24 protein-coding genes are annotated in these 26,984 nt (G+C 50.0%); 8 read left to right on the top strand and 16 right to left on the bottom strand.

Annotation, left to right across the window (positions count from 1 at the left end; genetic code table 11):
• The first annotated feature begins 1 nt into the window (after position 1).
• From nrdB to BLP64_RS00280, 3 genes are all read left to right on the top strand, one after another.
• Positions 2-1,132, top strand: a complete 1,131-nt coding sequence (gene nrdB / locus BLP64_RS00290; RefSeq protein WP_092590562.1) for a class Ia ribonucleoside-diphosphate reductase subunit beta — start codon at positions 2-4, stop codon at positions 1,130-1,132.
• Between the two features lie 6 nt (positions 1,133-1,138).
• The gene (gene yfaE / locus BLP64_RS00285; protein WP_092590560.1) at positions 1,139-1,402 is read left to right on the top strand and encodes a class I ribonucleotide reductase maintenance protein YfaE; all 264 of its coding nucleotides are present in this window, start codon (positions 1,139-1,141) and stop codon (positions 1,400-1,402) included.
• Between the two features lie 107 nt (positions 1,403-1,509).
• Positions 1,510-1,776 carry a GrxA family glutaredoxin gene (locus tag BLP64_RS00280; protein WP_092590558.1) on the top strand — a complete coding sequence of 89 codons (267 nt, stop codon included), beginning with the start codon at positions 1,510-1,512 and terminating at the stop codon, positions 1,774-1,776.
• Here BLP64_RS00280 and hrpA read toward each other — a convergent pair.
• From hrpA to BLP64_RS00265, 3 genes are all read right to left on the bottom strand, one after another.
• On the bottom strand, positions 1,756-5,502 hold the full coding sequence (gene hrpA / locus BLP64_RS00275) for an ATP-dependent RNA helicase HrpA (RefSeq protein WP_233340063.1): 3,747 nt from the start codon (positions 5,500-5,502) through the stop codon (positions 1,756-1,758). The genes BLP64_RS00280 and hrpA overlap by 21 nt on opposite strands.
• 72 nt (positions 5,503-5,574) lie before the next feature.
• Positions 5,575-6,009 (bottom strand): CBS domain-containing protein, encoded by a 435-nt coding sequence (locus BLP64_RS00270; RefSeq protein ID WP_092590554.1) that lies wholly within the window; start codon positions 6,007-6,009, stop codon positions 5,575-5,577.
• Between the two features lie 40 nt (positions 6,010-6,049).
• Complete coding sequence (locus BLP64_RS00265) at positions 6,050-7,063, bottom strand: isoaspartyl peptidase/L-asparaginase family protein (protein WP_092590552.1); 1,014 nt, start codon at positions 7,061-7,063, stop codon at positions 6,050-6,052.
• 143 nt (positions 7,064-7,206) lie between these two features.
• Between BLP64_RS00265 and sbcB the strand changes: the two genes are divergently transcribed.
• Both sbcB and BLP64_RS00255 read left to right on the top strand, forming a co-directional pair.
• The gene (gene sbcB / locus BLP64_RS00260; RefSeq protein ID WP_092590550.1) at positions 7,207-8,640 is read left to right on the top strand and encodes an exodeoxyribonuclease I; all 1,434 of its coding nucleotides are present in this window, start codon (positions 7,207-7,209) and stop codon (positions 8,638-8,640) included.
• Positions 8,609-10,261 carry a GMC family oxidoreductase gene (locus tag BLP64_RS00255; protein WP_092590548.1) on the top strand — a complete coding sequence of 551 codons (1,653 nt, stop codon included), beginning with the start codon at positions 8,609-8,611 and terminating at the stop codon, positions 10,259-10,261. The genes sbcB and BLP64_RS00255 overlap by 32 nt, the downstream gene beginning before the upstream one ends.
• On the opposite strand, the gene BLP64_RS00250 is transcribed toward BLP64_RS00255, so the two are convergent.
• The gene (locus BLP64_RS00250; protein WP_092590546.1) at positions 10,258-12,594 is read right to left on the bottom strand and encodes an efflux RND transporter permease subunit; all 2,337 of its coding nucleotides are present in this window, start codon (positions 12,592-12,594) and stop codon (positions 10,258-10,260) included. The two genes, BLP64_RS00255 and BLP64_RS00250, sit on opposite strands and share 4 nt — an antisense overlap.
• An 18-nt stretch (positions 12,595-12,612) precedes the next feature.
• A complete protein-coding gene (locus BLP64_RS00245) occupies positions 12,613-13,770 on the bottom strand; it encodes a YCF48-related protein (protein WP_092590544.1) in 1,158 nt (385 codons plus the stop codon).
• A gap of 220 nt (positions 13,771-13,990) precedes the next feature.
• Between BLP64_RS00245 and BLP64_RS00240 the strand changes: the two genes are divergently transcribed.
• Positions 13,991-15,346, top strand: a complete 1,356-nt coding sequence (locus BLP64_RS00240; protein ID WP_092590542.1) for a DUF1329 domain-containing protein — start codon at positions 13,991-13,993, stop codon at positions 15,344-15,346.
• A gap of 53 nt (positions 15,347-15,399) precedes the next feature.
• Here BLP64_RS00240 and BLP64_RS00235 read toward each other — a convergent pair whose 3' ends face one another.
• The 4 genes from BLP64_RS00235 to BLP64_RS00220 are packed head-to-tail and all read right to left on the bottom strand — an operon-like array spanning position 15,400 to position 18,692.
• Complete coding sequence (locus BLP64_RS00235; protein WP_092590540.1) at positions 15,400-16,269, bottom strand: NAD(P)-dependent oxidoreductase; 870 nt, start codon at positions 16,267-16,269, stop codon at positions 15,400-15,402.
• Positions 16,269-17,171: a diacylglycerol/lipid kinase family protein gene (locus BLP64_RS00230; RefSeq protein ID WP_092590538.1), complete on the bottom strand. Its 903-nt coding sequence runs from the start codon at positions 17,169-17,171 to the stop codon at positions 16,269-16,271. The genes BLP64_RS00235 and BLP64_RS00230 overlap by 1 nt, the downstream gene beginning before the upstream one ends.
• Positions 17,164-17,937, bottom strand: coding sequence for a methyltransferase (locus BLP64_RS00225; protein WP_092590536.1), 774 nt, complete (start codon positions 17,935-17,937; stop codon positions 17,164-17,166). Before BLP64_RS00225 ends, BLP64_RS00230 begins: the two co-directional genes overlap by 8 nt.
• The gene (locus tag BLP64_RS00220) at positions 17,937-18,692 is read right to left on the bottom strand and encodes a Nif3-like dinuclear metal center hexameric protein (protein ID WP_092590534.1); all 756 of its coding nucleotides are present in this window, start codon (positions 18,690-18,692) and stop codon (positions 17,937-17,939) included. The genes BLP64_RS00225 and BLP64_RS00220 overlap by 1 nt, the downstream gene beginning before the upstream one ends.
• Before the next feature lie 146 nt (positions 18,693-18,838).
• Here BLP64_RS00220 and BLP64_RS00215 point away from each other — a divergent pair, with 146 nt between their 5' ends.
• On the top strand, positions 18,839-19,213 hold the full coding sequence (locus BLP64_RS00215; RefSeq protein WP_092590532.1) for a hypothetical protein: 375 nt from the start codon (positions 18,839-18,841) through the stop codon (positions 19,211-19,213).
• A gap of 137 nt (positions 19,214-19,350) precedes the next feature.
• Entirely contained in the window at positions 19,351-21,105 is a 1,755-nt protein-coding gene (gene dauA / locus BLP64_RS00210; RefSeq protein ID WP_092590530.1) for a C4-dicarboxylic acid transporter DauA, read from the top strand.
• Here the strand turns inward: dauA and BLP64_RS00205 are convergent.
• The 7 genes from BLP64_RS00205 to infC form a co-directional block, all read right to left on the bottom strand.
• Entirely contained in the window at positions 21,077-21,889 is an 813-nt protein-coding gene (locus BLP64_RS00205) for a DUF523 and DUF1722 domain-containing protein (RefSeq protein WP_092590528.1), read from the bottom strand. The genes dauA and BLP64_RS00205 overlap by 29 nt on opposite strands.
• Before the next feature lie 85 nt (positions 21,890-21,974).
• A complete protein-coding gene (locus BLP64_RS00200; RefSeq protein ID WP_092590526.1) occupies positions 21,975-22,265 on the bottom strand; it encodes an integration host factor subunit alpha in 291 nt (96 codons plus the stop codon).
• 3 nt (positions 22,266-22,268) lie between these two features.
• On the bottom strand, positions 22,269-24,656 hold the full coding sequence (gene pheT / locus BLP64_RS00195) for a phenylalanine--tRNA ligase subunit beta (RefSeq protein WP_092590524.1): 2,388 nt from the start codon (positions 24,654-24,656) through the stop codon (positions 22,269-22,271).
• Positions 24,657-24,672: 16 nt separating this feature from the next.
• Positions 24,673-25,653, bottom strand: a complete 981-nt coding sequence (pheS, locus tag BLP64_RS00190) for a phenylalanine--tRNA ligase subunit alpha (RefSeq protein ID WP_092590522.1) — start codon at positions 25,651-25,653, stop codon at positions 24,673-24,675.
• A 127-nt stretch (positions 25,654-25,780) separates the two neighbouring features.
• The gene (gene rplT, locus BLP64_RS00185; RefSeq protein WP_092590521.1) at positions 25,781-26,134 is read right to left on the bottom strand and encodes a 50S ribosomal protein L20; all 354 of its coding nucleotides are present in this window, start codon (positions 26,132-26,134) and stop codon (positions 25,781-25,783) included.
• A gap of 16 nt (positions 26,135-26,150) precedes the next feature.
• Positions 26,151-26,348 carry a 50S ribosomal protein L35 gene (gene rpmI, locus BLP64_RS00180; RefSeq protein WP_092590519.1) on the bottom strand — a complete coding sequence of 66 codons (198 nt, stop codon included), beginning with the start codon at positions 26,346-26,348 and terminating at the stop codon, positions 26,151-26,153.
• Positions 26,349-26,425: 77 nt separating this feature from the next.
• Complete coding sequence (gene infC / locus BLP64_RS00175; protein WP_092590517.1) at positions 26,426-26,971, bottom strand: translation initiation factor IF-3; 546 nt, start codon at positions 26,969-26,971, stop codon at positions 26,426-26,428.
• Positions 26,972-26,984 lie beyond the last annotated feature (13 nt).

Here is a 26,984-nt window from a genome sequence, read left to right as displayed (position 1 = left end):
TATGAGATATTCAACATTTAATCAGAATCAGGTCAATCCCCTGCATGAACCGATGTTCTTTGGGAATCCAGTTAACGTTGCCCGTTACGACCAACAGAAGCACGCCATTTTTGAAAAGCTGATTGAAAAACAAATCAGCTTCTTCTGGCGTCCTGAAGAAGTCGACGTCAGTCGTGACCGCGTCGACTTCCAAGGTTTGACTGACAGTGAAAAGCACATTTTCATTTCAAACCTAAAGTATCAAACCTTACTCGATTCCGTGCAAGGTCGGAGTCCCAACGTAGCATTCTTACCCATTGTGTCGATTCCAGAGCTCGAAACTTGGATTGAGACTTGGTCGTTTTTCGAAACCATTCACTCACGGTCGTATACGCATATTCTGCGTAACTTATTTACCGACCCCAGTGAAGTTTTTGAAGACATTGTGATCAACACTGAAATTCAAAAACGAGCGAATGATATTTCAAAGTATTACGACGACCTGATTTTCTACACCCAGTTAGCTCAAACATTGGGCGAAGGTGAATGGGAAATTGATGGGGTAAAACACGTCGTCAATTTGCGTGAGCTCAAAAAACGCTTATTTTTATGCATGAACTCAGTCAACGCGCTCGAAGCCATTCGCTTCTACGTTAGTTTTGCCTGTACCTTTGCCTTTGCTGAGCGTGATTTAATGGAAGGAAACTCCAAAATCATTCGCTTGATTGCGCGCGATGAAAACCTTCACTTAGTGTCAACGCAGCAGATTCTGAACCTCTGGCAATACGGCAAAGATGACCCAGAAATGCAAGAAATTGCCGAAGAGCTCCGTGACGAAGCGCGCAATATCTTTATGAGCGCAGTCGCACAAGAAAAAGAATGGGCCCATTACTTATTCCGTAACGGCTCCATGATTGGCTTGAACGAAGAAATGCTGTGTCAGTATGTCGAGTACATTGCCAACATGCGAATGGAAGCTCTTGGTTTCGATGCTCCCTTTGAGCAGCGGAGCAACCCGTTACCCTGGATGAATAAGTACTTGGTATCGGACAACGTTCAAGTTGCTCCACAAGAAGCTGAAATCACCTCCTATCTGGTCGGCCAAATTGATAGTGAAGTGAGTGTTGCTGATTTGGGAGACTTTGAACTGTAATCCCCCATGGCTGATTCCTACAAAGTAACAGTCAACGGTCAGCATCAGCTGACCGTTGAACCATCCGAACAGACCACATTGCTTGAAGTCATGGAGCAAGCTGGTTTAAAGCCTCATTACCACTGTCGTAATGGCTTTTGTGGCGCTTGTCGGGTGCAGCTCATTCAAGGGGAAGTCAGTTACTTGACCGATCCTTTAGCCTTCATTCGTCCCGGTGATTGTTTGGCCTGTTGCTGTACCCCCATCTCAGACGTTGAAATTAAGCAATAAATCGTTTTTGTCGATTAACTATATTCATGAAACACATTGGCAAGTCACCACGGAATATAGGAAAATAGACAGATTGACGACGTATTATATTCAACACAGGAGTTTTCATGTTTACGGTTATTTTTGGTCGCCCAGGTTGCCCTTATTGCGTTCGTGCCCAACAAATCGCAGAAAAACTAGCGGAACAACGCGATGATTTCGAATTCCGTTATATCGATATGCACGCCGAAGGTATTAGCAAAGCTGATTTAGAAAAAACAGTCGGCAAGCCCGTACTGACCGTGCCACAAATTTTCATCGATGAAAAACACATTGGTGGCTGTGATGACTTTGAAGCGTACGCCCGCGCCAACTTAGAGTTGTACGCGAGCTAACGCCTGCCGCACCCGTTTTTCAGAGATTGGGAAACGGGTGCCCAAGGTTTGCGCAAAAAAGCTCACCCGTAATTCCTCAATCATCCAACGCACCTCGATTAACTCACTCGGTACCGGCTGCCCTTTCGGTACTTTTTGCAACAATTCCCGATAATTTTGCTGCAATTGCGTCAACACAACCAAATGCGCGCGATCTTTGGTGGGATCCAATGGTAATTTCTCCAACCGGCGTTCAATGGCCGTTAAGTAACGCACCACATCGGGTAAACGTTGGGCACCAATGTCACTAACGAAGCCAGGAAAAATCAATCCATCCAGTTGGGATTTAATATCAGCATGGGCTTGCACTTGGTCAAGCGTCACCTTGCCTTTAATGCGCTTACGAATGGCTTGGCTTAGCACCAAACAGGGTTCTACCAAGGTCGCAATGGCGGTCACCCGCTCATTCAACTCCGCTCGAGCTGTATCATACAGTTGCTGATACGCCGTGGCGTCTCGTGCTGGGTTCGCTTGAATAAATTCATCCAAGGCCGCAACAACACAATCTTGAATCAGCTCGTTCACTTGCCCCCACGGGTTGTAATACATCGCTAACTTGGCTTTGTTCGACAAGGATTGCTGCAAATGACGGATCGGGGATGGCAATTGAATCAATAATAACTGCCGCAACCCTTGTTGATGGGCATGCTGGGCTTCCAGTTCGCTATCAAATAACTCCTGCTTGACCCCGTCTTTGGCCGGAGTAATCGCAGGATACGCCTTAATTGCATAGCCATGCTGATTTTTTTCTAACGTGGTCGGCAAACTGCCAAATGCCCATTCATTCACACTTTGAGGCGCGGCTTCAGGCTGCTCGACAGCCCGTTGAATGGCCTGTTTTACCGTGCCTTGCAGCTGCTGCTGCAAGTGCACCAAATCGCGCCCCATGCCCAAGGATTTCCCTTGTTCATCCACCACTTCAAAGTTCATACGTAAATGATGAGGCAGCTGGTCAGCATCCCAGGCGTCAGGGTCGATGGTCACCCCAGTCATCCGTCGCAATTTATCCGATAAAGCCTTTAACAACGGCTGGGTGGCGATGGTTTCTGCGCTACAGTCAGCCAAAAATGCCGCCGCGTAGTTTGGCGCAGGCACAAAGTTCCGGCGAATTGGTTTTGGGAGCGACTTAATCCAAGCGACCACTAAGTCATGCCGCAGTGCTGGGATTAACCAATCGAAGCCGCTTGGAGTCACTTGATTCAGCAGCGCCACCGGAATCATCACCGTCACTCCATCATCCGCCGCTGTTGGCTCAAACACATAGCGCAACGGCAACCGTAACGAGTGCTGTTGCCACGTCTCGGGGTAGTCTGCGGCAGTGACATGCTCGGCACTTTGCGCCATCAAGTCATCGCGGGTGAAATACAACAACTGCGGCTGCTCTTTCACTGCTTTGTGCCACCAGCCAGCCAGCAATTGCTCATTATAGATATCTGCAGGAATCACCCGATCATAGGCGTCGAATAAGGCATCATCGTCCACTAAAATATCACGCCGACGGGATTTTTCTTCCAACGCTTTAACGTCATCAATCAATGCGGTGTTGTGTTGAATAAAAGGCAATTTTCGCTTTAATTGCGCTTGTACCAAGCCTTCTCGAATAAAAATATCGCGCGCTGCTTTGCCATCAATCGGCCCGTATTGCACCTTGCGCCGTGGCACCACAATCAGGCCATACAAAGTCACTTGTTCATCGGCAACCACAGAGCCTTGGCGGCGTGAAAAGTGAGGATCAAAATACTGGCGTTTCACCAAATGCATCGCAGCAGGTTCGATCCATTCGGGTTCAATTCGTGCGTTAACGCGGGCAAACAGCCGCGATGTTTCCACCATTTCCGCTGACATGATCCATTTCGGTGACTTTTTAAATAAGCCAGACCCTGGGAAAATGTAGAACGTTCGGTTCCGTGCACCTAAAAACTCATGCCCTTCTTGCTTCTGACCAATTTGCGACAACATGCCAGTGAGTAAGGCGCGATGAATGGCTTCATAACTGGCCGACTCTTGGTTAATCCGCAGCCCTAGCCCACGCACGGTTTGCCGAATTTGAGTGTAAATATCTTGCCACTCACGAATCCTCAAAAAATGTAAAAACTCTTGCTTCACCCGCTTTCTGAATTGGGTTTTCGAGAGTTCTTGTTGGCATTCCCGTAGGTAATTCCATAACTTCAAATAGGCAATAAAGTCAGAATCTTTATCATGAAACCGCTGATGCAACTCGTCCGCTTTTTGGCGCTGTTGTTGCGGGCGTTCCCGCGGATCCTGAATACTCATGGCAGCGGTAATCACCATCACCTCTTGCATGCAACCAAATTCATTGGCTGCAAGCACCATCCGGGCCAAGCGCGGATCTAAGGGTAACTGAGCCAGCTGCCGACCAATACGGGTAAGCTTAGTACTACGCTTGCCGCCGCGGCGTGCTCGCTGCCCTCGCCCATGGGTGGTGGCATTTAATTCTTGTAATAACTGAATGCCATCATTAATGAAGCGTTCGTCTGGACGATCAATAAATGGAAAGTGTCGTATATCGCCTAAGTTAGCCGCAGTCATTTGTAAAATAACAGCAGCCAAGTTTGTCCGTAGAATCTCCGGATCCGTGTATTCAGGACGGGCTAAGAAATCCTCTTCACTGTACAACCGAATACAGATTCCAGGTGCCACCCGCCCACAACGTCCTGCCCGTTGATTGGCGCTTGCTTGAGATATTTTTTCAATGGGCAGCCGCTGCACTTTGGTGCGGTAGCTGTAGCGGCTGATCCGAGCAGTACCAGGGTCAATCACATAACGGATTCCTGGTACCGTTAACGAGGTTTCGGCCACGTTGGTGGCAATCACGATGCGTCGCGCCGCCTGATGAGGTTGGAAAATACGATTTTGTTCTGCCGCCGACAACCGTGCGTACAACGGCAACACCTCAACTCGGTGCAGCCCCAGCTCGCCAATCGCTTCAGCAAAATCTCGAATTTCACGCTCGCCACTGGCGAAAATCAGAATATCGCCCGGCGGCTCTTGCATCAATTCTGTGACCGCCTGCGTCACCCCACTGATCACGTCGTTATCGGAATCATCCTGCCCTTGTTCCGCGTCATGCAGCGGTCGATAACGGATTTCAACCGGATAAGTTCGGCCAGTGACGGTAATAATGGGCGCTTGATTAAAATGTTGAGCGAAGCGTTCAGTTTCGATGGTGGCCGACGTAATAATCAGTTTCAGCTCTGGCCGCTTCGGTAAAATGGTGGCCAATACCCCCAATAAAAAATCGATATTGAGGCTGCGTTCATGAGCTTCGTCAATGATTAACGCATCATACTGACGCAGCAACGGGTCATTTTGCAGTTCGGCCAACAGCATGCCGTCAGTCACTAGTTTGATGCGGGTGCCGGGCGCGGTTTGATCTTGAAAGCGAACCTTATAGCCTACCAACTGCCCCAATTCGCTCTGTAACTCCTGCGCGATACGCGCAGCCACACTACGAGCGGCTAACCGACGAGGTTGCGTATGCCCAATGAGTTGACCGCTTTCACGGCTGCCATACCCCATTTCAAGCAGCATTTTGGGAAGCTGAGTGGTTTTACCAGAGCCCGTTTCACCAGCAATAATCACCACCTGATGTTGACGGATAGCATCTTGTATTTGTTGTTTTTCTTGAACAACGGGTAAATCGTTCGGAAATGAAATGGACTGCACAACGATCCTTCAGACAATAAAAAAAGCTGGCCCTAGTTTACCAGTGCCAGCTTCGCTTGTTAATGATTGTCATTACGAGGCGACGGAGACCTTACCCGGTGACAGTGTCTGACAGTGATCTTTAATGGCGCGTAAAATATCCGTGCGCGTAATCACGCCAAGCAATTGGCCGCTGTCATCCATCACTGGATATATTTTAGGGCGATTATTGGTCATCTGTTGGGCTAAATCAGCAATGCTTGCATTAGCAGCGACCGTCACCACAGCCCCTTGATACATGCAATCGCCCACCTTTGTGCCTTGCTCATTATGGTAAGTTTCAAGAAGCAAGGTGGCTAAGCAATCTTGCTCCGAAAAAAACCCGACTAACTGCCCCTGTTGATCCACCACAGGGCCTCCTCGTTGGCCGGTCTGCAATAATCGCATTACGGCACTTTCAATGGACATATCCGGGGCAAAGGTAACGGGCTGCGGATTCATGTAATCACTGACTTTTAATGACTGCATTCCCCCTCCTTGTTGTTGGGTAACACAGTCATCAGTATAGTCAATTTTTATAAATCGCAACTTCCGCCGCTTGGCCTGCTTGCCGTTTGGCACGATACATGCCCTCGGTATTGAATGGCATATGCACCTGACCTTGCGGATCCACAATAATCACGCCACCGGTGCCACCGACGGGTTCTAATACATCAAAAATAACGGCATCACCGGCAGTAAAAATATCCTGATTCAGGTATTTCACCCGAGCACAAATATCCGCAGCCACATGGTACCGAATAAAATACTCCCCGTGTCCGGTTGCTGAAATCGCACAGCTTTCATTATCAGCCCAAGTGCCAGCGCCAATAATAGGGGCATCCCCGACCCGGCCCCAGCGCTTGCCGGTCATCCCACCGGTGGAGGTAGCCGCCGCCAAATTGCCGTCTTTATCCAAAGCCACCGCCCCCACAGTACCATGCTTATAATCGGCAGGGAGTTGCTGCCACGCGGTTTTATCTTGGGGGTTACCGACCTGTTTCTTCATGCGTTGCAAGGCTTCGTAACGTGATTTGCTATTAAAATAGCTATTCTCGACCAATTCGAGCCCTTGTTGCTTGGCAAACGCTTCAGCTCCCGGCCCCGTCAACATCACATGCACGGAGTTTTCCATCACTTCACGCGCCAATGCAATCGGGCTTTTCACCGTGGTCACGCTTGCTACCGCACCCGCTTCAGCCGTGGCGCCATTCATAATGGAGGCATCCAACTCATGATGCCCATCCCAGGTATACACCGCCCCACGCCCCGCATTAAAGAGCGGCGAATCTTCCAGCACTTGTACCGCGACAGTGACCGCATCAAGACTGGTTCCACCTTGTTCCAAAATGGCGTAACCGGCATCCACCGCTTCTTTTAATTTGGCGTGATATTCCGCTTCACGCGCCGGTGTCATGGTAGCGCGTGTAATGGTTCCAGCGCCCCCGTGAATTGCGATAGCAAATGGTTCTTCAGCCGCCACTGGGGTTGCCGTTAACCCAACTAGCCCTGCCAGCACTCCTGCGCCAATGATTCGTTTCATATTGCCCCCTGTTATTGTTATCAACTGTGATTGAATCATAGCAAAGAGCCCTCAGTGCCGATAGGAGATAACCTTTGTTTTACCGCTCAATTCAGGTAAATTGACGTGAATAAACTCATTTATTTAGAGAACTTCGTATTACTATGACACAGCCAACCTTCTACTGGCATGATTACGAAACTTGGGGAGCGAATCCACTGTTTGATCGACCGGCTCAGTTTGCGGGTCTGCGAACCACCCTCGATTTTGCACCAGTGGGGCGGCCGCTCAGCATTTATGCACAGCCGACCCCTGATTTTCTACCGCACCCACAAGCGGCACTGGTAACGGGCATTACACCCCAACATGCGTTAAACCAAGGCATGTGTGAGGCGGCTTTTGCTGAAAAAATTGCCGCCGAAATGCAGCAGCCCGAAACCATTAGCGTTGGTTATAACAATCTTCAGTTTGACGATGAAGTCACCCGCCATTTATTTTATCGGAACTTTATCGACCCGTACGCCCACACGTGGCAGAACCAGTCCAGCCGCTGGGATTTAATCGACTTAGTGCGAGCCTGTTATGCCCTACGCCCTGAAGGCATCGAATGGCCCTATCACGAAGATGGACGGGTCAGCTTGCGGTTGGAAGATTTAACGCGGGCCAACCAGATTGATCATGGCCGCGCTCACGATGCCCTTAGCGATGTGCATGCAACCATCGAGTTGGCGAAGAAAATTCAGCAAGCACAACCACGGCTGTTCCAATACGCCCTGAATTTACGCCGCAAACAAGCCGTGGCCGCCCAAGTGAACCTGATCCAGTTTACCCCACTGGTGCATGTCAGCGTGTATTACGGTGCGGCGCAGGGCTATGTCAGTGTGATCATGCCGCTAGGCTTCCACCCTGAGCAACCGAATAACGTCATCTATTGGGACTTACGCTATCACCCTGGTGAACTGACAAACCACTCGGATGAAGCCCTGATTGAACACCGTTTTACCCGTCGTGCTGAACTCGCAGAACAAGGCTTGCCGCCATTTGCAGGGGGACAATTCCAGCTTAATAAATGCCCGTTTATTGCCCCCTTAAATGTGCTCGATGCCGCCAATCAAGAACGTTGGGACATCGATTTACAGCAATGCGAACAGCACCGTCAATTATTGTTGGAACAACCGCAATTACGCGACCGTATTCTACAAATCGCCAGTTACCAACGGCAATATGACGCGTTAGAAGATCCTGATTTCATGCTTTACAGTGGTTCCTTTTTTAGTGACCAAGATCGCTCCAGTATGAACATCATTCGTGCCACACCGCCCGAGCAGCTAGCTGGCCTAAGCTTGAATTTTGAAGACCCACGTTTGCCGGAAATGTTGTTTCGTTATCGCGCGCGCAACTATCCAGCCACCCTCACTGAGCAGGAAATGCTGCGCTGGCGAGAGTTCTGCCAGCAACGTCTAATGGACCCGCCAGGCCGCATGCTTGGTGCCGAACAGTTCGTGCAAGAGCTTGAAGCTGCATTGCTACAACACCCTGAGAATCCATCCGCCCAGCGAGTGCTCCATGACCTCTACCGCTACGTTCAAGAGCTCTAATCTTTCCTACGATTACATTATTGTTGGCGGCGGTACCGCGGGCTGCGTGCTCGCCAATCGTCTGAGCGCCTGTGGGCGTTATCAGGTGTTGCTCCTTGAAGCAGGCGGCTCCGGTCGCTCGTTCTTTAGTACCATGCCCGGTGGCGTGATCCGCTTTATGCACAGTCGTAAATTTAATTGGTTACTCCGCAGCAGTGACCCAGGTCCGTTACGGGCAGGACAAGGCTTCTACACCCCTCGCGGCAAGGGCTTAGGCGGGAGTAGTATGATTAACGCCATGATCTATACCCGCGGCTTGCCGAGTGATTACGATCATTGGGCGAGCGTGAGTTCCGACGCGTGGGCATGGCGCAACGTCCTGCCACGGTTTAAACAATTGGAAAATAATCAGCGGGGTGCCTCGGAATACCACGGCACCGCGGGGCCTTTGCATGTGAGCGATGTGCCCACCTACTTTCCCGTTGCACGTCAATTCGTGGCAGCTGCGGTGGCGGCTGGTATTCCCTACAACCCTGACTTTAACGGCCCGCAGCTAGAAGGCGTCGGCCCCTACCAGTTCACGATCAAAGATCATCAACGTTGGAGTGCGCGCAAAGCGTTTTTAGAGCCTGCCTTAACCCGTCCCAATCTCACGGTGTTGACCGGCTGTCAGGCCGAACGGGTGCTGTTTGATCAAACCCTCATTCCGGCTCGTGCCACGGGGGTTCAATTTAAACGTCGGCGCCGCTCCCAGGTAGCAACCGCCCGCCGTGAGGTGATTCTGGCCTGTGGTGCCATTCACTCCCCCCAACTGCTGATGTTGTCAGGGGTTGGCCCCGCTGAGCACTTAGCAGAATTCAATATTCCGGTGGTAGCCAATCGCGCCGAGGTAGGGCAAAACCTTCAAGAGCATGTTGATGTCATGGTGCATTGCCATAACCGCTTAAAAGACGGCATCAGCATCACACCTCGAGGCTTGGCTCAAATGACCAAAGGCTTCATTCAGTATCTATGGAAGCGCGAAGGCCCACTTACGGTATCCCCGTCCGAAACAGGCGGGTTTATTAAAAGTGATCCGAGCGTGGCTGAGCCCGATTTACAGCTCCATTTTGTGTCCTGTCGCTTTAACGATAGTGGCTGGGACCTGCGCCCAGCATTTCATCATGGGTTTGCTTGCCATGTTTGTATTTTACGCCCACAAGCTCGCGGTGAACTCACCTTAGCCAGCGCCAACCCGATGGTACCGCCCCGCTTCAACTATAACTTTTTAGACAATGAGGCGGACCGTGAAACCTTACTACGAGGCGTCAAAATTGTACGCACCATCATGGCTCAAGCACCACTCAGCCAACATCATGGTGGCGAAGCTTGGCCTGGCCCGACAACCTCGGACGCAGAACTGTGGCAACTGATTGAGCAGCAAGTGGGCTTAATTTATCACCCTACAAGTACGTGTCGCATGGGCAATGATGCCAACGCTGTGGTGGATGCAGAATTACGCGTGAATGGAGTCAGTCAGTTGCGGGTGATTGATGCGTCAATCATGCCCACTATTTTAAGCGGCAACACCAACGCTCCAACCATGGTCATTGCAGATATTGGCGCCGACTTTATTTTAGCCGACGCCAATGGTTCAGACTAAGCGTGACGTTTGCGACTTAAGTTCGCAAACATCCGTGCCAATGATGGGATAAGAATCATCGCCCCCAACATGTTCCATAAGAACATAAAGGTCAGCAATATTCCCATATCCGCTTGGAATTTAATCGGTGAGAAAATCCACGTTGCGACCCCAATTGCTAGGGTTAACCCGGTGAAGCCAACGGCTTTACCCGTATGAGATAACGCATATTGGTAACTCTCATCCAAGTTCATACCAGCCGCTAACCCCTCTTTGAGCTTCGCATAGATATAAATACCGTAGTCCACGCCAATCCCAACGCCTAAGGCAATCACTGGCAGCGTCGCCACCTTAGTACCGATACCGAGAACTCCCATCAGACCTTGGCTCATCACCGTGGTCAACATAAGCGGCAGAATAATACAGGTGACCGTCCGCACACTGCGGAATGTCAGCAAGCAGAGACCAATGACCACGCTATACACCCAAATCATCATTTTGTTTTGGGCAGACTCAATCACCGAGTTGGTTGCTGCTTCAATGCCTGAGTTCCCCGCCGCCATCAACAATTCTAAGCCGTCTTGTTGATACTGTTGATTAAACTCTTCCACGGCAGCAACCACAGTCTCAAGGGTTTCCGCTTTATGGTCATTCAAGTAAATGATCACCGGCGCCATGGAACAATCCGCATTCACCAACCCTGGTGGGGTTCGGCTGGTGTTGGCGTTCAACACGTATTGGTTCCGGTTCAGGCTGAACCATTTCAGGTTTCCTTCGTTTAATCCAAAGGCACCCATTTTGGCCACATACACCACCGATTTAACGTCTTGTACGCCTGGGGTATTTTCCATATGCCAACTAAAGCGATCGAGCAGCTCTAAGTTGTCATACGCAATACACTGGCTTGGCGCTGTTTCTGCCATGACCACAAAAATATCGGTGCTGGAACTATAGTTGTCGACAATAAATTGGTTATCCAAGTTATAACGACTGTCAGGGCGTAATTCTGGCGCACCCGCATCCAAGTCACCAATTTTCATTTGTTGGCCGTACACCAAACCCCAGCCCAAACCAACGATAGCCAATGCAATTGCAGTATAGGCCCACTTCGGTTTGGTGAAGTTCGCAAAAAAGCCCAGTAATTGATGTTTTTTGGTTTGCTGTTTTTCGGTATGGCGAATACCACGCTTCGAAACGCCCGCATAGGACATAATAATGGGTAACAGTCCTAAGTTGGTCAGCACCACCACTGCTACACCAATACTTGCCGCAATCGCCAGCTCTTGAATCACCTCAATGTTGATCACCATGAGCGTGGTAAAGCCGATCGCATCTGACACCAATGCGGTTAAACCAGCAATATACAACGACCGAAAGGCAATCCGTGCGGCATCAATTTTACTGTGCCCAGCAACGCTGTTATTACCAATTGCGTTGATGATTTGCACCCCATGACTGACCCCGATGGCAAAGACCAAGAAAGGAACCAACATGGAGTATGGGTTAATGCCGGAGCCAATAAGTTTGATAATCCCCAACTGCCAAATCACCGCAATAAAGGAACAGGCCAGCACAGCAAATGAGCTCCGCCAACAGCGGCTATACCAGAACAACATGATTAGCGTGATGGTAATAGCCACTACAAAGAAGATCCCGACTTGGTAGGCACCTTCAATTAAATCACCAATGACTTTGGCAAAGCCCGTGATATGAATTTTCACCGTATCTGACTGGTATTTATCGCGAATTCGCTCTTCGAGTTGCTGTGAAAATTGCTGATAGTCCAGTGCTTCACCTGTGTCGGGATTCACTTCATTCAACGGCACAACGATTAAGGCGGATTTGAAGTTGTTGGCAACTAAGTTACCGACTTCGCCCGAACGTAAAACGTTCGTACGTAATTGCTCAAGTGATGCTGCTGATGCGTCCCAATTGTCAGGGATGACAGGTCCACCGACGAAGCCTTCTTCCGTCACCTCACTCCAACGCACGTTCGGTGTCCAGATACTCTTCAAGCCGCTGCGGTTCACTCCAGGAATAAAGAACACTTCATCCGTGATTTGTTGCAGTGTTTGTTGAAATTCAGCAGTAAAAATATCGTTATCGGTTGTTTCAACCGCAATCCGAACAACGTTTCCTAAACTGGCTAAATCATTTTGGTATTTAAAATAATTCTGAATGAACTCATGTTCCGTCGGAATCATTTTGGTAAAGCTTGCTTCAGGCCTTACTTGGCTCGCCTGCCAGCCAAGAAAAATGGTAATTAGAGTAAAAATCAATAACCAAAGCGGGCGAACGTTAAATAACAGACGCTCTAAGAACACGCTTTGTGTGGCGATAGATGGCTTCGACATACAGCAATAATTCCTTTGTTATTCTTGTTCGTGTACTGCGCGCTGGAAGTCATCAATTTCGATAACACCACGCTGTCCAACTGCAAGCAGGCGCCCGTCTGCATCGGTCATGACGCCACTCAATGCAGCAGCTGAAGGATGGGTCATTTGCATCACGTTACGATTGGCGTCCACCCAGCCGATAACACCTGCGTTACCCACTAAATAAACACCCCCCTGCGGAGCATCGACCACCGCATTGATATTTACGTTGTCTTCTAAACGAATGCGCTCAAAGCTGTCGCCTTGATCGGTGCTGACAAAAATATTGCCACGTAAGCCCACTAACCATAGCTGTTGTTGTTTATCGACGTAGCTCGCAAAGAAGGAACCATTATAAGGAGAATCCAGTAGCTCCCAGCTTTCTCCAGCGTCAGCACTACGGAACACTTGCCCCGCTTCACCGGCAACATACAAATAGTGGTCATCACTGATCACCGTATTCAAATGGTAGCCGTCTGGATTCTCAATGCGTTCATCCAGAATGTCCCAATGCTTGCCGCCGTCTTGGCTACGCAGCATGCTGCCATACGCGCCAACCACATACACGTCGTCATTCGAGACCGCATGCACATCTAAGAAGGGTTTGGTTGGACCTTCTGTGAGCGCAAGCTCAGCATTCTCTAATTGAAACGAAGCATCATCTAGGGCAAACAAGAGCTCTTCTTCTTCATCTTCACTGCCATCAAAATTTTCGAGTTGTTCTTCGAGTGCAGCGACTAACTGAGAGAAGTGAGCCTTTTGTTGCTCAACATATTGAAAACCATCGAGTTGTAATTGCCACGTTTTGCCACCATCGATGGTAGCAACAATCACCCCATGATGACCCACGGCCCAACCATGATCGGCGTCAGCAAAATCGATGCCGGTAAAGAATATACTGGTAGGAACTTCCGCTTGCTGCCACGCTGACTGCGCTGCATCGCGGAAAATAATCAGACCATAATCTCCCACAGCAATGGTGCGAGTGTCCGTGCGAGTGATTTCTGTCAATACCGCTTGCGGTGCTTTTTTAGCAAGCATGGCGGGAGCGTGCATGACTTCGTAATCACGATGGATGGCGCTGTTCGCCATGACTGCTGTGCTAAGCAAGGCTGTCAGTACTACTGCACTCACATGAACTGCCGCTTTATTCATGAAAACCTCGTAACAAATCTTAATTTTAACTGTCGTAATAGTTGCAAAATTCCTATTAGCGATACATGCTATGGGAAAATAACTAGAGGTCAAACCAGCTGATACCTTACAACGAACGCTGATTGAACGCTAGTATCTGTTGGCCATTTTAATTTGTTTCGTTTTGGTGTAGTTTTACTGCGGTAAAGTCAGCATATCCAGAATAACAAGGAAAAGCACAATGAAAAAAATGATGCTAAAAGCCGGTATTTTCGCGCTTTCTGTCGTGTCCGCTACGGTCATGGCGAAAGTTAGCCCAGAAGAAGCGGCTCGTTTGGGAAGTGATTTAACTCCGGTTGGCGCTGAGCGTGCTGGCAACGCAGATGGGTCAATCCCTGCGTGGACTGGTGGCTTAAGTATGAAAGCGGATGGTGAAATCCCATCACGCCCTGCTGACCCCTTCGCCGACGAACAGCCTCTTTACACAATTACTCCTGCTAACGTTGACCAATATAAAGATCTGCTCTCAGCAGGCCAAGTGGCAATGTTTAAGAAGTACCCTAACTATAAGATGCACGTTTATCCGTCGCATCGTACTGCTGCGTACCCACAACACGTTTATGATGTGATTGCAGAGAACGCGGTCAATGCAGAATTGGTATCAGGTGGTAACGGATTAGCAAACTTCCAAAAGCACATCCCATTCCCAATTCCGCAAAGTGGTTTAGAAGTTATCTGGAACCACGTAACCCGTTATCGTGGTGGTGCGGTACAACGCCTCGTTAACCAGTTCCCTGTCTTAGAAAACGGATCATTTGTTCCTGTTTTATTACGTGAGTCTCTGGTATTCCCTGAGTATTTAAAAACCGGTCGTGAAGCAGCTGATGACAACGTTCTGTTCTACTTCTTACAAGAAGTATTAGCGCCTGCACGAATGACAGGTACCGTATTATTGGTTCACGATACCATCGACCAAGTTAAAGAATCTCGTCGTGCCTGGTTATATAACGCTGGCCAACGTCGTGTACGTAAAGCACCTTCGGTTGCTTATGATGGTCCAGGTACCGCTTCTGACGGTCTGCGTACCTCAGACGGTCTTGATATGTTCAACGGTGCGCCAGACAAATATAACTGGGAACTCGTTGGCAAGCGTGAAATGTTGATTCCATACAACAACTTCAAGCTGCTCGATACCAATCTTAAGTACACGGATATCATCGGTCCTGGCCACATGAATCAAGACTACGTGCGTTATGAAAAACACCGTGTTTGGGAAGTAAAAGGTACCTTGAAAGACGGTGAGCGCCATATCTATGCAACTCGTCATATGTTCTTTGATGAAGATACTTGGACGGCAACCGTCATTGACCACTACGACGGTCGCGGCGAATTGTGGCGTGTAGCAGAAGCGTACAATATGCAATTCTACTACCACGATACCCCGTGGATGGCAGCCGAAGCCTTATACGACTTAAACTCAGGTCGTTACATCCTGCTCGGTTTAGCGAACGAAGAGCGTGAATACATGAACTTCGATATCAGCCCAGTCCGTGCGGACTTCTCGACCGGTGCTTTACGTCGGATGGGTATCCGCTAAGCATCGCTTGACGATAAACAAAAACCCCAGTTTAAACTGGGGTTTTTTTATGCTTATTTTTCCAGTCGTGCTAATAAGCTTGAGGTATCCCAACGAGAGCCGCCCATTTTCTGCACCTCGCCGTAAAACTGATCCACCAAAGCTGTGAGCGGCATACTAATACGTTGGCGTTCGGCTTCTTCGAGCACAATTTTTAAATCTTTCCGCATCCAATCCACGGCAAATCCATGCTCATACTCGCCTTGCCACATGGTTTTATAACGATTGACCATTTGCCAAGAACCAGCCGCACCTTGACTGATGGCTTGAATCAACGCATCCGGGTCGAGCCCGACTTTACGCGCCAGTTGGAGCCCTTCCGCCAACCCTTGCACCACCCCGGCAATGCAAACCTGATTGACCATTTTGGCCAATTGACCATTTCCCGCACTACCCATGTATTGCATTGTTTTTGCGTAACAGGCCAACACCTCGCGAACTTGCTCCAAGGCTGCTTCATCACCGCCAATCATGGCAGTCAGCACCCCATTCACCGCCCCTTGTTGACCACCCGATACGGGCGCATCTAAAAATAGGATGCCGCGCTCCGCTGCCGCCTGGCTCAACTCACGCGCCAACTCAGCGGATGCGGTGGTATGGTCAATCAAAATGCTACCAGCGGTCATGCTGCTCAGCACGCCCTGCTCGCCATAAACCACACTCCGCACGTCATCGTCGTTGCCCACACAGAGCATCACCACTTGCTTGCCTTCAGCTGCAGCGGCTGGGGTTGCTGCCATCGTGCCCCCATATTCTTGCACCCACTGTTCTGCTTTGGCCTGAGTACGGTTGTAGACCGTGGTGGCATAGCCACTTTGTTGGAGGTGTCCCGCCATCGGGTAGCCCATCACCCCCAATCCAATAAACGCACATGTGATTGCCATTAGCCTCTCCTCTGATTGATATAATTCACTTGGATTGCTTGCGGGACCACTGTGACTTGGGCAGGACCTTGTTCGTAGTTATCCCCATCCAGTTCCAGCAGCGCCCCAGCGGCACCAATAGTAATATGAGCCCCATCCGCCGCATGCTGCAACTCAATCGCTTCGGCTTGCTCCAAACGCCCTTGCAATACGCAGCGCAACGCTTTGAATAATTGCCAACGAGAGAGCTCAGGAATAAAAATGCCACGCAAGGAGGCATGGGTGCGATCCGCCGTGGGATGCACACAAAATCCGCCACCCAAGTAGCGACCTAGCGCAACAAATTGGCCTTGGTCCCAACTCGACTGGCGCGGAATTCGGCTACGGTTCGCTCGCGGCCCAAACAAATAACGCAGCAATGCGACAAAGTAACTCAATGCCCCCAACTGATATTTCATCCAGCGGGGTTGTAACTTCATCACATCCACACTCAACCCAGTACCAACATGATTGACAAAGTACCGTGAACCTTGTGGAGTTTGAACCAAGCCCAGCGCTTCCCAACGGCAGTTCGGCACAGGCTGTTCCAGCCGCCACCGCCAGTGTTGCAACCCGTGATCGCGCGCAAAGTCATTGCCCGTACCAACCCCAATGACCGTTAACGAGACAGCGGCACTGCGCTGACTGGCCAACAACGCATTCACCGCAATATTTACCGTGCCATCGCCACCAATGGCAACACACTCATGGGCAGTCGACAACAAGGTGAGCAGCTGCTCATGATCGACGGCACGATCAGCCGTACTCGCCAGCTGCACAACTCGATTGCCTTGAGCACGAAAAAAGTCATCGTAACGTTGACGATAGCGGCGCGCTTTGGCACTGAGTTGGTTGGTATAAATAACGACAACCCGATCAGGCATGGATAATCTGCCAATGGAGATAACGCCCGATATCAACAAATGGCGGTTGTTGGTTGTAGCACAATTCCAATTCTAATAATTCGTCAAACCGCTGTTGATCGGCTTGGTTGCGCAAATAATCATGAAAACAGCGAACACCTGTTTTCGCCACCACTTGCAGCTGCTGGACAGCCAACCAGTCGGCCACGGCTCCCGGTTCCAGCGGTTGCTGCGGACTCATGCGCACGGTTTTCTTCACCGTTAAATCGGCTTTTACGTAATCGAAATTACCGAAAATAATATTGGCTAACACCTTGGCATCGCGGTTATAAAACATAAGCGACAGCCGCCCTTGGGGTGCCAATAACTGCTTTAAAGTGGCAATTGCAGCCTCTGGCTCCGCCAACCATTCAAGCACCGCATGACACAACACAATGTCATACTGATCGGTTAAACAATCAGGCAATTGCTGCAGCGGCGCCACTTCGTAACAATAACGCTCGCTCAGGCCATGTTCAGCATGCAGCTGCTGCGCTTGGGCCACAATTTCTGCCGATATATCAGTATGGGTGACTTCGCAGCCCGCTGCGGCAAACAACATGGATAGCTGCCCCAAGCCGCCGCCCACATCAAGTACACGGGGCAGGCGTTCCTGAGTTGCAGCAGGCACCCAAGACGCTAAGTCACGCTGTAAGACCGCCAACCGAAGGCGGCCTTTATTGGTGTGATAGATACTCTTGGAGAACTTTTGAGTGATCCCATCAAAACTTTGATCACGCTGTTTCATTAAGCAGGGTTCTCAATATCGATAAAGTGATGGGTCAAGCCAAAGCGTTGGGCCAGATGTTCCCCTAACGCACGAATGCCATAGCGCTCAGTAGCATGGTGACCTGCCGCGAAATACGCCACCCCTTGCTCACGCGCGCTATGGGTGGTTTGTTCCGAGATTTCGCCACTTAAAAAGGCATCAAAGCCTGCGGCAGCGGCATGGTCAATGTAGCTTTGCCCGCCTCCGGAGCACCAGGCGATGCGACGGATCGGCTGGTCACAATCAATACGTACCGTTAATGGACGCTGCAAGCACTGTTCAATGTGCTGCGCTAATTCCACCGAACTCATGGGGTCCAGCAAGGTGCTGCCCATCACCACCCCTAATGGATCGGCCGTATGCAAAGGTTGCGGGGTTCCCCAACCAAATAATTTCGCCAGTTGTGCGTTGTTGCCCAAATCGCTGTGCACATCTAAGGGCAAGTGGTAAGCAAAAAGGTTGATGTCAGCTTGCAGCAAGGTTTTAATCCGGCGCTGTTTCATGCCAACAATCACCGCAGGTTCGCTTTTCCAAAAGTAACCATGGTGAACCAACACCGCGTCAGCTTGTAGTACCACCGCCTGATCAAGCAAGGCTTGGCTCGCCGTCACGCCAGTGACGATGGTTTGAATTTCGTCCCGCCCTTCCACTTGTAAACCATTGGGGCAATAATCACGAATCCGCTCCACGTCGAGCAATTCATTGAGATAATCCTGCAATTCAGAACGTCGCACGTTGACCTCTTCTCATCTTTTAGTGGGTGATCACCACATTTTTTGCTAATTTCCTACATTTTAGGAGCGTAAATTAGACAATTCGTTAAAAACACGGTATAAAAAAGCTACACATTCATTCTTGACTTAGCGATAGGATAAAATCCATGAGCAAACTTGATAAGGACCAAGTACTTGCTGATTATACTGCAGCGTACCAACAACGTCATGGCACGAAGCCAACCATCGAAGCCAATGCTGGATGGTATAGCGTCAATGGTGGCAAAAATATGCGCCTAGCGCAATTAGCAGAAGAAGCGAGTGCTTTATCCGCCGAGGCAGGTAATGCTGCTACTAAAACAGCTAAGCCAAAAGCAGCTCCAGCTAAAAAAGCAGCCGCCAAACCAGTGGCAACGACGCCACCGGCTAGCGTCAAAATTGTCAGCAGCAACAAAGATGGGCTGACGGCAAAAGAGCTATGGCTCCAACGGCTCGAAGAACAACCGACACTTTCCCGCCTACCGCGCGGCTATGACTCTTAAAATAACTCGGGCCGATCAGTGCTCGTGATGTTCAAAAGCCGACCGCAAGAGGTCGGCTTTTTTGTCGAATTTGCTATAATAAGACTCTGTTTTCACCCCAATTTTCGTTCATTCTGGTACAGGAAGTAGCACACCCTATGGCAAAACGACGTCGTTCGAAATTTTCTATTCCAATCTTTAGTGGGATTCGAGCAGCCTGGCAAAGTGGTTACGGCCTCGCTGATTTGCGTCAAGATATTCTCGCGGGGTTGACCATCGGGACCGTGGCACTTCCCCTGTCAATGGCTCTTGCTATCGCCACCGGTGTGCCGCCCCAACACGGGCTTTACACCGCCATTGTCGCGGGGGCCATTATCGCCATCACCGGTGGCTCACGCTATAACGTGTCAGGCCCCACAGCGGCTTTCGTGGTGATCCTGTTCCCCATTGTGCAGCAATATGGCCTAGGCGGTTTGTTAATCGCCACCATGATGGCAGGACTCATCTTAGTGATCTTAGGCCTCGCCCGCATGGGACGCTTGATTCAGTTTGTGCCTTACCCCGTGGTACTCGGTTTTACCGCCGGGATTGCCGTGGTCATTGCCAGCATGCAGATCCCCGATTTTCTAGGATTAACCGTGGATGAAAATGGCGATCACTTCTTAGCCAACATGATTCATCTCGTCTTCGCCCTGCCATCACTCGATTATTACGAGCTTGGCATTGGCGTGGCGACCTTGGCGCTATTGATTTTTTGGCCACGATTAAACCTGCCGATCCCCGCCCCCTTAATTGGCTTAGTTGCGGCAGCAGTTTTAGGGTATTGGCTGAATTCAAGTGTTGATGGACAACTCATCGATACCATTGCCTCGCGCTTCACCTGGAGCGTAGATGGTGTAACTGGCTATGGGATCCCGCCAATCCCACCCAGCTTTACCGCCCCCTGGACCTTACCCGGTCCGGATGGCCAGCCACTCGTGGTTAATTTCAGCTTAATTGTCGACTTAGCAGGACCGGCCTTTGCCATCGCCATTTTAGGGGCCATTGAATCACTCCTCTGCGCCGTGATTGCCGACGGCTTAACCAAAACCAAGCACGACCCTAATGCGGAGTTAGTTGGCCAAGGGCTTGGGAACATTGTTGCCCCCTTCTTCGGAGGAATTACCGCAACGGCGGCGTTGGCACGAACTGCCACCAGCATTCGCAGTGGAGCACGCTCGCCCATTGCCGCCGTAATTCACTCGCTGGTGGTTCTGGGTGCAGTGCTTGCGCTCGCAGGCTTACTGGGCATGGTGCCAATGGCCGCCCTTGCTGCACTGCTCTTTATCATCGCTTGGAATATGAGTGAAGCACGCCATGTAGTGCGAGTGGTACGCAACGCCCCCGGTGGTGATGTGGCAATTTTATTGGTCTGTTTCGGCTTAACCGTGTTGTTTGACATGGTGGTTGCCGTGGCAGTGGGGATTGGTCTTGCCGGCGCGCTCTTTATTCAGCGCATGGCCGCCATTACCAATTCACAATCGCGCAGTAATGAATCCCACCCTGCCACGCAAGGTTTACCTAGCTCAGTGATGGTCTACGATGTGAATGGTCCTTTGTTCTTTGGTGTTGCAGAAAAAGCCATCACTACCATTCAAGGCATTGACCAACAAGTCCAAACGGTCATTCTTGATATGCAGGATGTGCCGACCATCGATGCGACTGCCATTGTGGCGCTGCAATCATTGGTCAATAAGTTACAACACGATCGAGTGGGCTTAATCATGGTGGGGCTACCAGCACGGCTTATGGTAAAACTCAGTCGTGCTGGCATTAAAAAACAGACCGGGCGCTTGACCTATTGTCGAAATCTTTCTCACGCACGGGATGTGGCGCTCCGCTGGATTACGCCACCGGTAGAAAATCACGAATAAGGCACGCCAGTTCAGCGGCTTGCTCACGCGGTAAATACCGTTCAAAGTACTCGTTTAATGGCACCAAGGCGTTGCTCGAATCCGCAGGAAGGTTCGCCGGATTCGACAACGCCTTCATCAAACTCTCTAGATAATTCACCCGCAGCGCTGGAGTCATCGCCGCAGCCTTCTCTGTGAGCTCATCCAAAGCTGCCAATGACTGTGGCTGAGCCGTAAGTAATGGGCGCACGCAGGCGTGAAATTCTCTCAATTGAGCCGCACTCAGCCCCTGCTCAAGCCGTTGCCAGCCCGCATAAATAAACAGCCGCAACATAAAATTGGCCCGTAATACGGCATCTTCTAAGCGAATATCTTCTTCCACTGGAAGCGCAGGAAAGAGCTGTTGCAAGCGGCGCGCAAACAATCCTTGAGCAACGCGTTCATAAGCGTTGGTTTTAGGATCAAATAATTTAACCCGCTCCATGCCACAGCTTGGCGATTTGGTACATAAGATGTAACCACTAAGCGCGGCTAGCTGAGGTTGATGACGATCCGCCACCGCGATAAGCGCATCGGTAACATCCGCCCCCGTGGATGGAATAACAGCCAGCACCCTATCCTGATGTTGCTCAAGTCGAATAGTGGGCCGTGGCACCGACATTCCAGCCGATACTTCCGGACAAATCCGCACATACTGCACCCACTGACTCAGTTCGTCAGCACAAAAACTCGAGCGTTTGTGATCGCCATCATAGCGCACCCGTTCACCGAGCAAACAGGCACTAATGCCTACTTGAATCGTCAACGCAGCTCTCTCCTCTAGGTTTTAGTTCCAGGTTCGAATGAAAAAAAAGCCGCATCAAGCGGCTTTTTAAAAGGTGTTACGGCCATTAGATTTTTGCGTTACTGACCCGCTGCTTCAGCTTTTGTCCTGGTCGGAACGTCACCACGCGGCGCGCAGAAATCGGAATGTCTTCACCCGTTTTAGGGTTGCGACCTGGTCGTTCATTTTTTGTACGCAATTCAAAGTTACCAAACCCCGATAACTTGACTTCTTCACCACTCTCTAGCGCACGTCTAATTTCTTCGAAGAAGTTTTCGACCAGATCTTTGGCGTCGCGCTTACTTACTCCTACTTTCATAAATAAGTGCTCAGCTAGTTCTGCTTTGGTCAGCGCCATAGCTTACTCCCTTAGGGTTGCCCCAAATTCAGATGTTAACATCTCAACAACCATTTTAACGGCTGCATTAATTTCATTGTCTTCAAGGGTGCGTTCTGCATGTTGCAGGGTCAAGGATAAGGCTAAACTCCGATAACCTTCCGCCACTCCAGCACCTTGATAAACATCGAATAAGTGTAGGTCAACTAAATGATTTACGCCAATATTTTCAATGGCAGCAAAAATTTCCCCAGCCGGAATCGAGGCCTTCACCACAATTGCTAAGTCACGTTGAATGGATGGGTATTTCGACACCGGTTGAGCCACAGGAATCGACCGTTGGGTGATGGCATCTAACTCCATTTCAAACACAAAGGTGCGCCCATTTAAGCCTAACGCTTTCTCAAATTGGGGATGCACCGCACCCACGTAACCCACTCGGCGTTCGCCACGGAAAATGGCAGCGCTTTGGCCAGGGTGCAACGCGGAGTGTTGATCCGCCACAAAACGGAACTCAGCCGCATTGCCTGTTAAGGCCAATAAAGCTTCGACATCCCCTTTGATATCAAAGAAATCGACCGCTCGCTCCCCTTCTTGCCAGTGCTCTGGGAAGGCTTTCCCGGCCCGAATACCAGCAATCATTGGCTGCTGAATCACGCCATTCTCACCCTGTTCATCAGGAATAAAACGTAATCCTGTTTCACAGAAAGCCAAGCTTTGTTGCTGACGCTTCTGGTTGTGAGCCACGGCCCCAATTAAACCTGGCCACAAGCTGACGCGCATGGAGGACATTTCCAACGAAATTGGAAAAGGTAAGGTCAATGCTGCCGCTTCGTCGAACAACATGGCTTGGTGTTTGGGGTCGACAAAGCTATAGGTAATTGCTTCTTGATAGCCGCGATCAATCAGCACCCGCTTCAATTGCGTTGGCGTTAACATGCCCTCACGGCGCGGAATCATCCGTAACTGGGCTGCTGGTGCGGCTGCTTGAATACGGTGATACCCATAAATACGAGCAACTTCCTCAATTAAATCTTCTTCAATTTGAATGTCAAAGCGGAAGCTAGGCACCACCACATCCCATCCCTGTTCGGTGGTTGTGACGGTAAAGTCTAAGCGTTCGAAAATTTCAGTGACTTCTGCCGCCGCAATCTCAATGCCTAATACTTTGTTTAAACGCTCTGCACGTAAGGATACCCGCGGTGCAACCGGCAGGTGCTCATCACTTTTCGCTTCAGTAATCGGCCCTGCTTCGCCCCCGCAGATTTCTAACAATAACGCAGTGGCACGTTCCATGGCAGTGCGTTGTAACTCTGGGTCCACACCGCGCTCATAGCGATGAGAAGCATCCGTATGCAAGCCATAACGGCGCGCACGCCCCGCAATTGCCGCCGGACTAAAGAAAGCACTCTCTAAAAACACATGCTTAGTGGTTGCCGTGACACCGCTGCCTTCACCGCCAAATACCCCGGCCATCGCCAGCGGTTTTTGTTCATCCGCAATCACCAACACGTCATCGGCCAACGTCACTTCTTGGCCATCCAATAAGGTAAGCTTTTCATTGGCAACCGCATGACGCACATGAATGGCACCTTGCAACTGGTCTAAGTCAAAGGCATGCATTGGATGCCCTAACTCTAGCAACACATAGTTGGTAACATCCACCACGGGATCAATGCTACGAATGCCACTGCGACGTAAGCGTTCTTGCATCCACAACGGCGTAGTCGCCGCAATATTGATATTGCGAATCACCCGACCCAAATAGCGCGGGCACGCCGCCGGTGCATCTAATACAATCTCACGCTGCTCGTCATGCTGGGCCGCGACAGGCAGTATTTCTGGCGCATTGACTGGTAACCGATTCAGTACTCCCACTTCACGGGCGATACCACGAAGCCCCAAGCAGTCCGCGCGGTTCGGCGTCAAATCCACGTCGAGAACCGTGTCATCCAGCTGTAAGTAGTCGCGGTAATCCATGCCAATGGGTGCATCAGCAGGCAGTTCAATGATGCCATCATGATCATCATTCAGGCCCAGCTCTGAACTGGAACACAACATGCCATGGGACGGTTGCCCCCGCAGCTTGGCTTTTTTAATTTTAAAGTCACCGGGTAACACGGCACCCACGGTCGCCACAGCCACTTTTAGACCGGTGCGGCAATTCGGTGCACCACAAACAATCGTCACTGGCTCCTCAGCACCGACATTCACTTCGGTGACTTGCAACTTATCTGCATCAGGGTGTTGCCAGCACTTGAGCACTTCACCAATAACAACGCCATGAAAGGCTTCTGCCACCGGCGCCATGCCATCCACTTCTAACCCCGCCATGCTAAGCTGCTCTGACAACGCCACGCTATCTAATGCAGGATTGACCCAGGTACGTAACCACTGTTCACTAAATTTCATCTGCTTACCCGGCTTCTTAGTTAAATTGTTTCAGGAAACGAACATCGTTTTCGAAAAATGCACGTAAATCGTTCACGCCGTAGCGGAGCATGGTTAATCGCTCGACGCCCATACCGAACGCAAACCCAGTGTATTTTTCACTATCGATACCCACTGCTTGCAGCACGCTTGGATGCACCATCCCGCAGCCTAATACTTCCAACCACTCACCATTATTACGGCGCACATCAACTTCTGCAGACGGTTCGGTAAATGGGAAGTAAGACGGACGGAAACGGACTTCAAGCTCTTCTTCAAAGAAGTTCACCAAGAAATCTTCCAAAATACCTTTCAACTGGGTGAAGCTTACATCGGTGTCCACCATCAACCCTTCCACCTGATGGAACATCGGGGTATGGGTTTGATCGTAGTCATTTCGATAAACGCGGCCAGGAGAAATAATCCGTAGCGGTGGTTGCTGCTTTTGCATGGTCCGAATTTGCACCCCAGAGGTTTGCGTTCGCAACATGGTGGTTGGCGTAAAATAAAAGGTATCATGATCCGCGCGCGCAGGATGATTAGCAGGAATATTTAATGCATCGAAATTATGAAAATCATCTTCAACTTCAGGACCTTCAACCACGGCGAAACCTAAATCACCAAAAAACGCTTCAATGCGTTGAATGGTCTTGGTGACCGGGTGGAACCCACCCACTTGGTTGCGGCGCCCCGGCAAGCTTACATCGATACGTTCAGCGGCGAGCTTTTGCTGCAACTCAGCTTGCTTCAACTCCTGCGTCCGTGCTTGGATCAACGCCTGCACCTTTTGCTTGGCTTCGTTGATAGCTTGCCCTGCCGCCGGACGCTCTTCTGCGCTTAATTGACCGAGACTTTTCAGTTGTTCAGTAAGAAGGCCTTTCTTACCCATGAATTCCACGCGAACGTTTTCAAGTTCTTGCGCGGTCGTCGCTGTTGCAACAGCTGCTTCAGCAGCAGTAACGATGTCAGATAACGCCATGTTCGTCCTCAGATATGACTCATGCGAATTGATGAAGATTTTCAAAATTTAATAAAGGGTTCAATGATACCGAAAAAGCATAAAAAAAGGGAGCGCTTAGGCTCCCTTTTTCAATCATTCAACTTGCTTATAGAGCGCTTTTCGCTTTCTCTACTAACGCAGCAAAACCAGATTGGTCATGAACTGCGATATCTGCAAGGATTTTACGATCGATTTCTACTGATGCTTTTTTCAAGCCATTGATAAAGCGGCTGTATGACAAACCGTTTTGACGCGCTGCAGCGTTGATACGTACAATCCACAATTGACGGAATTGACGTTTCTTCGCACGACGGTCACGGTATGCGTATTGACCTGCTTTGATAACAGCTTGCTTCGCTACGCGGAATACGCGTGAACGAGCACCATAATAACCTTTCGCCTGCTTCAGGACTTTCTTGTGACGCGCGCGCGCAATCACACCACGTTTAACTCGTGCCATTTGCTATCTCCTTCCCTTAGGCGAACGGTAACATACGCTGAACTAAGCCAACATCAGAAGCTGCAACCATGCTCTTGGCACGTAAGTGACGCTTCCGCTTTGAACTCTTTTTGGTCAGGATGTGACGCAAATGAGACTGTTTACATTTAAAGCCGCCTGAAGCGGTTTTCTTAAAACGCTTTGACGCGCCTTTTTTGGATTTCATTTTAGCCATGAAATTACTCCGCATTGTCAATTAAAAGTGTAACAGGGTGAGAGAAGTACCAAGTACCGCCCTACTTGAAACCACAGTTACTTCTTATTACCAGGGGCCAGCACCATAATCATCTGGCGACCCTCAGCACGTTTTGGGAACGATTCCACAGTTGAGATATCGGCTAGATCTTGTTGAATGCGCTCTAGCAGTTCAATTCCCAACTCTTGGTGTGCCATTTCCCGGCCACGGAAACGGACGGTGACTTTCGCTTTGTCACCTCCCTCCAGAAAACGACTCAGGTTGCGCAGTTTTACCTGATAATCGCCTTCATCAGTTCCAGGACGGAATTTAACTTCCTTCACCTGGATCTGTTTCTGGTTTTTCTTTTGCTCTTTAGCGTTTTTCGCTTTCTCGTAGAGGAACTTGCCATAATCCATCAGACGACAAACTGGTGGCTCCGCATTGGGGCTAATTTCCACCAGATCGACACCAGCCTCTTCGGCTGCAGTAAGAGCTTCTTGAATAGTTACGACGCCAATCTGTTCACCTTCAACGCCAATGAGTCGTACCTCATCAACGCGAATATCTTCGTTAATCCGATTTTTGTCACTAGCTTTCTGAGTTCTTTTTCCGCCTTTAATGGGTCATTCCTCC

The sequence above is a fragment of the Pseudidiomarina indica genome (assembly GCF_900104245.1).
GTDB lineage: Bacteria > Pseudomonadota > Gammaproteobacteria > Enterobacterales > Alteromonadaceae > Pseudidiomarina > Pseudidiomarina indica.
This window is presented reverse-complemented; position numbering and strand designations above follow the sequence as displayed.